General features: G+C 73.2%; 10 protein-coding genes. 7 read left to right on the forward strand and 3 right to left on the reverse strand.

All coding sequences use genetic code 11. From position 1 onward, the window contains the following. The first annotated feature begins 132 nt into the window (after positions 1-132). Positions 133-1,233, forward strand: coding sequence for a class I SAM-dependent methyltransferase (locus ACZ7OY_RS04625; RefSeq protein ID WP_471910004.1), 1,101 nt, complete (start codon positions 133-135; stop codon positions 1,231-1,233). Positions 1,234-1,277: 44 nt separating this feature from the next. Here the strand turns inward: ACZ7OY_RS04625 and ACZ7OY_RS04630 are convergent, their stop codons facing one another. Next, positions 1,278-2,486: a bifunctional adenosylcobinamide kinase/adenosylcobinamide-phosphate guanylyltransferase gene (locus ACZ7OY_RS04630; RefSeq protein ID WP_471910005.1), complete on the reverse strand. Its 1,209-nt coding sequence runs from the start codon at positions 2,484-2,486 to the stop codon at positions 1,278-1,280. A gap of 281 nt (positions 2,487-2,767) precedes the next feature. On the opposite strand from ACZ7OY_RS04630, the gene ACZ7OY_RS04635 reads away from it, so the two are divergent. Next, a complete protein-coding gene (locus ACZ7OY_RS04635; RefSeq protein ID WP_152886531.1) occupies positions 2,768-2,980 on the forward strand; it encodes a hypothetical protein in 213 nt (70 codons plus the stop codon). A 139-nt stretch (positions 2,981-3,119) separates the two neighbouring features. Here the strand turns inward: ACZ7OY_RS04635 and ACZ7OY_RS04640 are convergent, their stop codons facing one another. Both ACZ7OY_RS04640 and ACZ7OY_RS04645 read right to left on the reverse strand, forming a co-directional pair. Next, positions 3,120-3,821 (reverse strand): class I SAM-dependent methyltransferase, encoded by a 702-nt coding sequence (locus ACZ7OY_RS04640; protein WP_471910006.1) that lies wholly within the window; start codon positions 3,819-3,821, stop codon positions 3,120-3,122. 83 nt (positions 3,822-3,904) lie between these two features. Then, a complete protein-coding gene (locus ACZ7OY_RS04645) occupies positions 3,905-4,531 on the reverse strand; it encodes a DUF3043 domain-containing protein (protein ID WP_471910007.1) in 627 nt (208 codons plus the stop codon). A 279-nt stretch (positions 4,532-4,810) separates the two neighbouring features. Between ACZ7OY_RS04645 and ACZ7OY_RS04650 the strand changes: the two genes are divergently transcribed. The 5 genes from ACZ7OY_RS04650 (at position 4,811) to ACZ7OY_RS04670 (ending at position 11,345) form a co-directional block, all read left to right on the forward strand. Next, the gene (locus ACZ7OY_RS04650) at positions 4,811-5,605 is read left to right on the forward strand and encodes a PspA/IM30 family protein (protein WP_471910008.1); all 795 of its coding nucleotides are present in this window, start codon (positions 4,811-4,813) and stop codon (positions 5,603-5,605) included. A 40-nt stretch (positions 5,606-5,645) separates the two neighbouring features. Continuing rightward, positions 5,646-5,924 (forward strand): PspA-associated protein PspAA, encoded by a 279-nt coding sequence (pspAA, locus tag ACZ7OY_RS04655; protein ID WP_471910374.1) that lies wholly within the window; start codon positions 5,646-5,648, stop codon positions 5,922-5,924. A 238-nt stretch (positions 5,925-6,162) separates the two neighbouring features. Further along, positions 6,163-7,395 carry a sensor histidine kinase gene (locus tag ACZ7OY_RS04660; RefSeq protein ID WP_471910009.1) on the forward strand — a complete coding sequence of 411 codons (1,233 nt, stop codon included), beginning with the start codon at positions 6,163-6,165 and terminating at the stop codon, positions 7,393-7,395. Beyond that, positions 7,392-8,075, forward strand: coding sequence for a response regulator transcription factor (locus tag ACZ7OY_RS04665; RefSeq protein WP_351599973.1), 684 nt, complete (start codon positions 7,392-7,394; stop codon positions 8,073-8,075). The genes ACZ7OY_RS04660 and ACZ7OY_RS04665 overlap by 4 nt, the downstream gene beginning before the upstream one ends. 165 nt (positions 8,076-8,240) lie before the next feature. After that, positions 8,241-11,345 (forward strand): efflux RND transporter permease subunit, encoded by a 3,105-nt coding sequence (locus ACZ7OY_RS04670; protein ID WP_471910010.1) that lies wholly within the window; start codon positions 8,241-8,243, stop codon positions 11,343-11,345. Positions 11,346-11,356: the final 11 nt, after the last annotated feature.

The following is an 11,356-nucleotide window of genomic DNA, read 5'->3' on the forward strand; positions in this document are numbered from 1 at the left end:
GCCACATCGCCACCCCGCGCACACGACGTCGTTGCGCCCAAGATCTGGATCCCATACGTTCCACTTTGCGTCGAAATGGTCGGACCTCGACCCTGCCCGGCCGTCGCCCTCTCGCCCCACCGGGAGCCGCTCATGTCCTCGCAGCCCGTCCCGCCCCCCGCCGTCCCCACCGCTCCCCACGCCGAACGGCGCCGCGCCCGCTACGCCGCCGAACTCGCCCAGGGCACCGACCGCTTCCACGAACCGCGCCGCGCGGACTGCCCCTGGTGCGGCTCGGCCCGGCTGCGCACCCGGCTGCGCGCCCCCGACCTGGTCCAGGGCAAGCCGGGCAGCTTCGTCGTCGACGAGTGCCGGGACTGCGCGCACGCCTTCCAGAACCCCCGCCTGACCGCCGAGGGCATCGGCTTCTACCAGCGGGACCTGCACGAGACGCATCCCGACGAGGTCGCCGTCCGCACGACGGGCGCCCTCGGCGCGCGGGCCCGCCGCGGACGGCTGCACGCCACCGCCCGCGCGATGCTGCCGTTCCCCGAGCCGGAGAGCTGGCTGGACGTGGGCACGGGACACGCCCATTTCCCGGAGACCGCCAAGCAGGTGTTCGCCTACACCTCCTTCGACGGTCTCGACCCCACCCCCCGGGTGGCCCGCGCCCGTGCGGCCGGGCGGGTCGAGGAGGCCCACGTGGGCCGGCTGACCTCGTCGGAGATCGCGGCCCGGCTGCGCGCCCGCTACGACGTGGTGAGCATGCTCCGCCACCTGGAACACACGACCGACCCCCGCGCGGAACTCCACGCCGCCCTCGCGGTGCTCCGGCCCGGCGGCCATCTGCTGCTCGAACTGCGCGACCCGCGCAGCGCGTTCGCGACGCTGCTCGGCAAGTGGTGGCTACCGTACGGCCAGCCCCGCCACCTCCAGCTGATCCCGCTGCCCAACCTTTGCGCGGAACTGGAGTCCCTGGGCTGCACGATCGTCACCGTCGACCGCCGGGCCGGCCATGTCCCGTACGACCTGGCCGGCGCCCTGTCCCTGGCCGTCACCCACGTCCTGCCCGCGCCGGACGCCCCCTGGCGGCCGGTCCCGCCCGGCGTGCTGCGGCGGCGGCTGCGCACCGCACTGCTCGGGGCGAGCACACCGTTCGTCGCGGCGGCCGCGACGCTGGACCACCTCCTGGCCCCGCTGCTGCGCCGCACCCGCTTCTCCAACACCTACCGGGTCATCGCCCGCCGCGACTGACCTCCGCGGTCGGCCGGACCCGCTCCCCACGGCCGGTGCGGACGTCAGCCGCGCAGCGTCAGCACCTGCCCCGCCACCACCAGCAGCACCTGCTCGCACTCCCCGGCGAACGCGGCGTTGAGCCGGCCGAGTTCGTCCCGGTAGCGCCGCCCCGAGGCGGTGGCCGGCACGATCCCCGACCCCACCTCGTTCGACACGGCGACGACGGTCCGCCGGGTGGCGCGCACCGCCGCGGTCAGTTCCCGCACCCGCTTGCGCAGCGCCTTCTCGCCCCCGTCCGCCCACACCGCGTCGTCCCACGCGCCGACGGAGTCCATCGCGTCGGTGAGCCACAGCGACAGGCAGTCGATCAGCAGCGGCGGCCCGTCCTCCGCCAGCAGCGGCACCAGGTCGCACGTCTCCGCCGTCCGCCACGACCCCGGGCGCCGCTCCCGGTGCGCCGCGACCCGCCCGGCCCACTCCTGGTCGCCGCGGCGCGTACCCCCCGTGGCGACGTAGAGCACGTCGGGGAACGACTCCAGCCGGCGTTCGGCCTCCACCGACTTTCCCGAGCGGGCACCGCCGAGCACCAGCGTCCGCCGGGGTACGTCGGGCACGTCCTCGTACACCCCCACCGTCAGCGTCGTGCCGTCCGGCACCGTCCGCGCCCCGGCCGCTGCTAGCCGCCGCCGCAGCTCGGGTCCCGGCGGCACGTCGTGATCGAGGTGGACGGCGACGACGTCCGTCGTCGGCCCCGCCGCCCCCACCGCCCGCAGCTTCGCGAGCGCGTCCGGCCGCCCCACGACATCGGCGAGCACCATGTCGTACGGCGCCGCCGCGTCGTTGCCCTCCGCCAGCCCGGCCGGCGCGCACCCCGGCGGCAGATACAGCAGCCGCTGGCCGTCCGGTCCGGTCACCGCGTACCCCGTGCCCGGCGCGTCCATCGCCACCGCCCGCACCCGATGTCCCGTCAGCAGCGCCAACTCCCGTCCGTCCGGCACCCGGCCGGGCTGCGGCAGCCCGGCCGGCACCTCCAGCGCAGGACCGTCGTGCGGATGCGACAGCAGCACCTGACGTACGCCGGCCAGCGAGCGCCCGGCCCGCGCCGCCGCGAAGGCGGCGCCGGGCGTCAGGTCCAGCAGCAGTGTGCCGTCCACGAGCAGTGAGGTGGCCGCCCGCGCGTCCGCGGCCAGCGCACACGCGCAGGCCGCGCAGGGACAGTCGGGGCGGGGGAGGCCCGCGGGGGCACCGGTGCCGAGCAGAGTCAGATCCACACCGACGATTTTCGCCTGTCCCGGCCGGTCCCGCGTGATCAAGACCTTCCCGGAGCCCGTGTCCCGCCCCGTGGGCGGGCCCGGACGCCGGCCCGCCCGGCCGTACCGCGGCCGCAACCGCCCGGCCGGCCCGCGGAACCGGTCCGGTTCGCACGGCCGCGCCGGCCGATCTTCCTCCGCAGCCTGCTCACGGCCGACCCGGCCGAGCACATAGGCTGCGAGCAGGGGCCGGACGGTGATCCGGCTTCTGCTCCGCATGTGCTCACATCTGGGAGGCGTACATGGCGACATGGCTGTGGCGATTCGAGAAGGCCGACGGGACGGAGGTCCAGCCCGCGGTGCAGCCCGAGGAGTTCACGACGCAGGGGGACGCCGAGTCCTGGATCGGAGAGGTCTGGAAGGACCTGCTCGCAGGCGGCGCCGACCAGGTGCGGCTGTTCGAGGACTCCACCGAGATCTACGGGCCGATGAGCCTGCACGCCGAGGAGTCCTGAACCCCGGGCGAGGGCCGTCGCCCCGGCCCTCGCCCCGCACCGCGCGTCCGGCGTTCGTCCCCTGTACCGGCAGGCCGGTACAGGCGCGAGCGAACGTCACCGTCGTCCGCTCGCCCGGCCGGTTCACGGGAGCGGGGAGTCAGCCGCGCACGCCGCACAGATGCAGCAGTGCCGCCGTCGCCCGGTAGGGGTCCGTGCGTCCGGCCCGCTCCTCGGCCGCCAGCAGGGTGTCGATGTCGTCGGGCGGCTGCGCGCCGTCCACCGCGGTGTCCGTGAAGACCCGCACCCCGTACCAGGTGTGCAGCGGGGCTCCGATGCCGGCCAGTGTGGCGGTCAGGGTGGCGAGCCGGTCCGCGCGCACGTCGAGACCGAGCCGGTTGCGGTAGACCGTAGTGTCGAAGGCCTCCAGCGTCCGGGCCCAGTCCCCGGACAGCCCCGGCCGCATCGCCAGCGCGTCCGCGTTGCGCACCAGCAGCGACAGCAGGCCGCCGGGCGCGAGCATCCGCGCGAGCCCGGCCACCAGCGGGTCGGGCTCCTCGACGTACATGAGGACGCCGTGGCACAGCACGAGATCGAAACTGCCCGGCAGGAAGTGCACCCCGGTGTCCCGGCCGTCGCCCTCGACGATCCGCATCCGGTCGCGGATCCCCTCCGGCTCCGACGCCAGCGCCTCCCGCGCCGTCGCGGCCATCGTCGCGTCCCGTTCGAGCCCGGTCACCTGGTGACCGGCCCGGGCCAGCCGCAGCGCCTGCGTGCCCTGGCCCATCCCGACGTCGAGCACCCGAAGCCGCTGCCCGACGGCGAACCGCCCGGCTATCTGCTCGTCGAGCTGGCGAGCCACCAGCTCCTGTCGTACGACATTCCGCAACCCGCCCAGCCTGCTCAGCCAGGCATCGGCCGCGCCCCCGGTGAACGACGTCGTACTCAGGGCCGCTCTCCGCGCTTGACCTGCGGCTTGGGCAGCCGGAGCCGGCGCATCTGGAGCGAGCGCATCAGCCCGTAGGCGACCGCGCCCTTGCGCCGCTGGTCGGGGAAGCGCTCGGTGAGCTGCTTGCGGAGCCGGAAGCCGGACACGGCCGAGTCCAGCACGATCAGCACGATCACGACCATCCACAGCAGCAGCGCGATGCTCTGCACCGACGGCACCCGCACCACGCTCAGCACGAGGATGACCACGGCCATCGGCAGGAAGAACTCGGCGATGTTGAAGCGCGAGTCGACGAAGTCGCGGGCGTACTTACGGACCGGGCCCTTGTCACGGACCGGTAGGTACCGCTCGTCCCCACTGGCCAGCGCCTGGCGCTGGCGGTCCATGGCCTGACGCCGCTCCTCGCGCTGACGCTTGGCTGCGTCCTTGCGCGACAGCGACGTGTTGGCGACGCTGCGGCGCTGGGACTGGGCCTCACTGCGCTTGGGCGTGGGCCGGCCCTTGGGGGCCTGCGGGTGGCGGGTCTGCTTGGAGTCGGTCACCGGCGCCTTGTCGGCGGGGGCCTTCTCTTCCTTGGCACGGCTACGGAACACAAAACCCAAGGGTACGGGGTGCGGCGGCATGGACCCCAGCCCGGCCGGGAACGATCCGGCAACACCGGGCGTCTGTACGGAGGCAGGGAGCAGGTCGCGGACGGTTCACCGGGCGAACACCCGGGGTGCCACCGGGGGCGATCCCCGGGGAACACCTACTCCTCACGCCGGAGCGGGTGGGCCGGCAGTCGTCCTTGGGGATGAGCGCATCCGTCCCCGAACAGTGCGGTAATGGATGCAGGGCCCGTACTGTGGGTTCTGTTGCAGTGGCTGGAGCCGGAGTCCGTCAGAAGGGGGCGCGCGAAGCCCATGAGCGGTGTCATGAAGCGTATGGGGATGATCTTCCGCGCGAAGGCGAACAAGGCCCTTGACCGGGCCGAGGACCCGCGCGAGACCCTCGACTACTCGTACCAGAAGCAGCTGGAGCTGCTCCAGAAGGTGCGCCGGGGCGTCGCCGACGTGGCGACCTCGCGCAAGCGCCTGGAACTCCAGCTCAACCAGCTCCAGCAGCAGTCCTCCAAGCTGGAGGACCAGGGCCGCAAGGCGCTCGCGCTGGGCCGTGAGGACCTGGCCCGCGAGGCGCTCTCCCGTCGCGCCGCGCTCCAGCAGCAGGTGACGGACCTGGAGACGCAGCACGCGACGCTCCAGGGCGAGGAGGAGAAGCTCACGCTGGCCGCGCAGCGGCTCCAGGCCAAGGTCGACGCCTTCCGCACCAAGAAGGAGACGATCAAGGCGACCTACACGGCGGCCCAGGCCCAGACCCGGATCGGCGAGGCCTTCACCGGCATCTCGGAGGAGATGGGCGACGTCGGCCTGGCCATCCAGCGCGCCGAGGACAAGACGGCCCAGCTCCAGGCCCGCGCCGGCGCCCTCGACGAACTCCTCGCCTCGGGTGTGCTCGACGACCCCACCGGCACGGCCAAGGACGACCTCCAGGCCGAGCTGGACCGGATCTCCGGCGGTACGGACGTGGAGCTGGAGCTCCAGCGCATGAAGGCGGAACTGGCCGGGGGCAGCTCCTCGGGCCAGCAGGCCATCGAGGGCGGCACCGGCCGGTCGCAGTCCGAGCAGCCGCAGGACACCCCGCGCTTCGACAAGCAGTGATCACCGGACCGTGACCGAGGCCCACGCCGAGGAGGGCGACATGATCGTACGGATCATGGGGGAGGGGCAGGTGAGGCTGGCCGACGGCCACCTCGCCGAGCTCGACAAGCTCGACGACGAGCTTCTGGCCGAGGTGGAGAAGGGCGACGGCCCCGGCTTCCGCCGCACGCTCCAGGCGCTCCTCGACAAGGTCCGCGACCTGGGCGAACCGCTCCCGGACGACGCCCTGGAGCCTTCGCAGCTCATCCTCCCCGCCGCGGACGCGACCCTGGAGGAGGTCCGGGATCTGCTCAGCGACGAGGGCCTGATCCCGGGCTGACCCGCCCGCCGACCCCGGGCCCGGCCGCCGGCCGCCGCCCGGGGCGCCGTGCCGCCCGCGCCGCGACGCGTGTCCGTACGCCCTCACCCGCGACGTCCACGGGAGGGCTCATGGTGTGCGCCCCGACGCGGCGCCGTGCGCCGTGCCGCGCCCTCCACGCGCCCAGAACCGGACCTGTTCCGGCACCGGCGACTGCCCGTACTGTTTCCACCGTGAACCCCCTGGAACCGTTCCGACCGTGAGCACCCTCGAACGCGCCCGATGCCGCCTCCAGGCCCATCCCCTGGCGCTGGACGCGACGCTCGCGGCGGGGGCGCTGGTGTGCATGGTGGCCGGTTCCTTCGTGCAGGCGCACCAGGAGCGCGACGTCAGCTGGGTCCTGCGCGCGCCGGACCCCTTCAGCCTGCTGCTGATCGCCCTGGGCGCGATGGCGCTGGTCTTCCGCCGCAGCGCCCCGATGGCCGTCCTCGCGGTCACCGGCGGCCTCGCCCTCGTCGAGAGCGTCACCGGCGACCCGCGCGCCCCGGTCGCGATGTGTGCCGTGATCGCGCTCTTCACCGTCGCCGCCACCACCGACCGCTCCACCACCTGGCGGGTGGGACTGCTCACCATGACCGTGCTGACCGGCGCGTCCATGTTGGCCGGCCCGCTGCCCTGGTACGCCCAGGAGAACCTGGCGATCCTCGCCTGGACCGGTATCGGCGCCACCGCCGGGGACGCCGTGCGCAGCCGCCGCGCCGTCGTGCAGGCCATTCGCGACCGCGCCGACCGCGCCGAACGCACCCGCGAGGAGGAGGCCCGCCGCCGGGTCGCCGAGGAGCGCCTGCGCATCGCCCGCGACCTGCACGACGTCGTCGCCCACCACATCGCCCTGGTCAACGTGCAGGCCGGAGTCGCCGCCCACGTCATGGACAAGCGCCCCGACCAGGCCAAGGAAGCCCTCGCCCACGTCCGCGAGGCCAGCCGCTCGGCGCTCAACGAACTGCGGGCCACCGTCGGGCTGCTGCGCCAGTCCGGCGACCCCGAGGCCCCCACCGAGCCGGCCCCCGGTCTCGACCGCCTGGACGAGCTCGCCGGGACCTTCCGCAGCGCCGGTCTCCAGGTCGAGGTGGCCCGCGCCGACCAGGACACCGCCCTGCCCGCCGCCGTCGACCTCGCCGCCTACCGCGTCATCCAGGAGGCCCTCACCAACGTGCAGAAGCACGCGGGCTCCGCCGCGAAGGCCGAGGTCAGCGTCGTACGCGTGGGACCCCATATCGAGGTCACCGTCCTCGACGACGGCCGCCCGGCCCAGGACGCCGTCCCGCAGGCCGGCGGCGGCCACGGACTGCTCGGCATGCGCGAACGCGTCACCGCGCTGCGCGGCACCCTCACCACCGGTCCCCGCTACGGGGGCGGCTTCCGCGTCCATGCGATCCTGCCGGTCAAGACCCGCACCGTCGCCGCGGGGGAGCGGGGGGAGCCCGTATGACCATCCGCGTCCTGCTCGCCGACGACCAGGCGCTGCTGCGCAGTGCCTTCCGCGTCCTCGTCGACTCCGAGCCCGACATGGAGGTGGTGGGGGAGGCGGCCGACGGCGCCGAGGCGGTCCGGCTGGCCGGACAGGAACGCGCCGACGTCGTCCTCATGGACATCCGCATGCCCGGCACCGACGGCCTCACCGCCACCCGGCTGATCAGCGCGGACCCGGCCCTGGCCCGGGTCCGCGTGGTGATTCTCACCACCTTCGAGGTCGACGACTACGTCGTCCAGTCGCTGCGCGCGGGCGCCTCGGGCTTCCTCGGCAAGGGCAGCGAACCGGAGGAGCTGCTCGCCGCCATCCGGATCGCCGCCGCGGGGGAGGCGCTGCTGTCCCCGGCCGCCACCAAGGGGCTGATCGCCCGCTTCCTCGCCCAGGGCGACGCCTCCGAGGGCGCCGCGGACCCGGCCCGCACCGAGCGGCTGGCCACCCTGACCGTGCGTGAGCGCGAGGTGCTCGTCCAGGTCGCGGGCGGCCACTCCAACGACGAGATCGCCGAGCGTCTGGAGGTCAGCCCGCTGACGGTGAAGACGCACGTCAACCGGTCCATGTCCAAGCTGGGCGCCCGCGACCGGGCCCAGCTCGTGGTGATCGCCTACGAGTCGGGCCTGGTACGCCCGAGGGTGGAGTGACCCCACCCCGGCCGTACTGCGCCGGGAGTATACGTCCGGCGAGGAAATCGGCCTGGAGCCTACGGATCGGGGTCCGGCGGTGGACCAGGGTGTAGTTGTGGGCGCTCACCTGTCCGTGTGTACGCTCCGTGACTTCTGCCGCTCCCAGAAGAGAGACCCCGATCCATGTCCTGGCTGTCCAGGTTCAGCCTCGCGCAAAGGGCCCTGATAGGCCTGATGTCCATCATCGCGATCGCGTTCGGCGCGATCGCGATCCCGCAGCTCAAGCAGCAGCTCCTGCCCACCATCGAACTGCCCATGGTGTCGGTGCTCGCGCCGTACCAGGGCGCGTCCCCGGACGTCGTCGAGAAGCAGGTCGTCGAGCCGATCGAGAACTCCCTCGACGGGGTCGACGGCATCACCGGCGTCACCTCGAAGGCCAGCGAGGGCAACGCCGTGATCATGGCGTCCTTCGACTACGGCAGCGACACCAAGCAGCTCGTCGCCGACGTCCAGCTCGCCGTCAACCGGGCCCGCGCCCAGCTGCCCGACGCCGTGGACCCGCAGGTCATCGCCGGTTCGACGGACGACATGCCGACCGTCGTCCTCGCCGTCACCTCGGGGATGGACCAGCAGGCGCTGGCCGACCGGATCGACCGCTCGGTGGTGCCGGTCCTGAAGAACGTGGACGGCGTCGGCCGGGTCATGGTCAACGGCGTACGCGACCTCCAGATCACCGTCACCCCCGACGACGCGAAGCTGAGGAAGGCGGGCCTGACCACGGCCGGCCTCTCGCAGGCCCTCCAGGCGGGCGGCGCGACCATGCCGGCCGGCTCCTTCGACGAGGACGGCAAGAGCCGTACCGTCCGGGTCGGCGGCGGCTACACCTCGGTGGCCCAGATCCAGGACCTGAGGGTGACCGGGCGGCCCGGCGGCAAGCCGGTGCGCCTCGGTGACGTGGCCGAGGTGCGCCAGCAGGAGGCCCCGGCCGACTCCATCACCCGCACGAACGGCAAGCCGAGCCTCGCCGTGATGGTCACCATGGACCACGACGGCAGCGCGGTCGCGATCTCCAAGGCCGTCGAGGACAAGCTGCCGGACCTGCGCAAGGACCTCGGCTCCGGCACGACGATCACGGTCGTCAGCGACCAGGGCCCCGCCGTGTCCAAGGCCATCGAGGGCCTGACCACCGAGGGCGGCCTCGGCCTGCTCTTCGCGGTCCTGGTGATCCTGGTCTTCCTCGCGTCGGTCCGCTCGACGCTGGTGACGGCGGTCTCCATCCCGCTGTCCGTGGTCCTGGCGCTGATCGTGCTGTGGACGCGCGACCTCTCCCTGAACATGCTGACGCTGGGCGCGCTGACCATCGCGATCGGCCGGGTCGTGGACGACTCGATCGTCGTCCTGGAGAACATCAAGCGCCACCTCGGCTACGGCGAGGAGCGCCAGGCCGCGATCCTCGGCGCGGTCCGCGAGGTGGCCGGCGCGGTCACCTCCTCCACCCTGACCACGGTCGCGGTGTTCCTGCCGATCGGCCTGGTCGGCGGCATGGTGGGCGCGCTGTTCGGCTCGTTCAGCATCACGGTGACCGCGGCCCTGCTGGCCTCCCTGCTGGTCTCCCTGACGGTCGTCCCGGTGCTGTCGTACTGGTTCCTGCGCGCCCCCAAGGGCACCCCGGCCGACGCCGCGGAGGCCCGCCGCCAGGCCGAGGAGAAGGAGGCGGCCAGCCGCCTCCAGCGCTTCTACGTGCCGGTCCTGCGCTTCGCGACCCGTCGCCGGCTGACCAGCGTCGCCATCGCCGTGGTGGTCCTGATCGGGACCTTCGCGATGGCGCCGCTGCTGAAGACCAACTTCTTCGACCAGGGCGAGCAGGAAGTCCTCACCGTCAAGCAGAAGCTGGCGCCGGGCACGAGCCTGGCGGCCACCGACGTGCAGGCGCAGCAGGTCGAGAAGCTGCTCGCCGGGGTGAAGGGCGTCAAGGACTACCAGGTCACCATCGGCTCGTCCGGCTTCATGGCGGCCTTCGGCGGCGGCACCGACACCAACCAGGCGTCGTACCAGGTCATGCTGGAGGACTCGGCGTCGGCCGACGATGTGCGCAGCCGCATCGAGAAGGGCCTGGCCGGGCTGAAGGGCGCCGGTACGACCACGGTCGCCGCCGGTGACGGCTTCGGCAGCCAGGACCTCAGCGTGGTCGTCAAGGCGGCCGACGCGGACGTGCTGCGCAAGGCGGCGGGCGAGGTCCGCGACGCGGTGGCCGGCCTCGACAACGTCACGGACGTCACCAGCGACCTGTCCCAGAGCGTGCCGCGCATCTCGGTCAAGGCGAACGACAAGGCCGCCGCCGCGGGCTTCGACGACCAGACGCTGGGTCTGGCGGTCGCCCAGGCGGTGCGCGGAACGACGGCCGCGAAGGCGATCGTCGACGACACCGAGCGCGACGTCGTCATCAAGTCCGCCGAGCCGGCCCGGACGCTGGCGCAGCTGCGCGACCTGCGGCTGGGCGCGGTGAAGCTGGGCGACATCGCCACGGTGGAGCTGGCCGACGGCCCGGTGTCGATGACCCGCATCGACGGCCGCCGGGCGGCGACCGTCACCGCGCGGCCGACCGGCGACAACACCGGCGCGGTGAGCGCCGACCTCACCGCGAAGCTGAACTCCCTGAAGCTCCCGGCGGGCGCGACGGCGGAGATCGGCGGTGTCTCGCAGGACCAGGACGACGCGTTCAAGAACCTCGCCCTGGCGATGCTGGCGGCCATCGCGATCGTCTTCATGCTGCTGGTGGCGACGTTCCGCTCGCTGGTCCAGCCGCTGATCCTGCTGGTCTCCATCCCCTTCGCGGCGACCGGCGCGATCGGTCTGCTGCTGGTCACCGGCACCCCGATGGGTGTTCCCGCGATGATCGGCATGCTGATGCTGATCGGCATCGTGGTGACGAACGCGATCGTGCTGATCGACCTGATCAACCAGTACCGCGGTCAGGGCCTCGGCGTGGTCGAGGCGGTCGTCGAGGGCGGCCGGCACCGACTGCGGCCGATCCTGATGACCGCCCTGGCGACGATCTTCGCGCTGCTGCCGATGGCGCTGGGTGTCACCGGCGAGGGCGGTTTCATCGCCCAGCCGCTGGCGGTCGTGGTGATCGGCGGCCTGATCACGTCCACGCTGCTGACGCTGCTGCTGGTCCCGACGCTCTACGCGATGCTGGAGCTGCGCAAGGAGCGCCGGGCGAAGAAGCGTGCGGCGAAGCGGCAGGCTGCTGAGCCCGAGAAGACCCTGGAACCCGCCGGAGTCTGACCGCACACCGC

This window comes from Streptomyces sp. NPDC107559 (assembly GCF_055657365.1).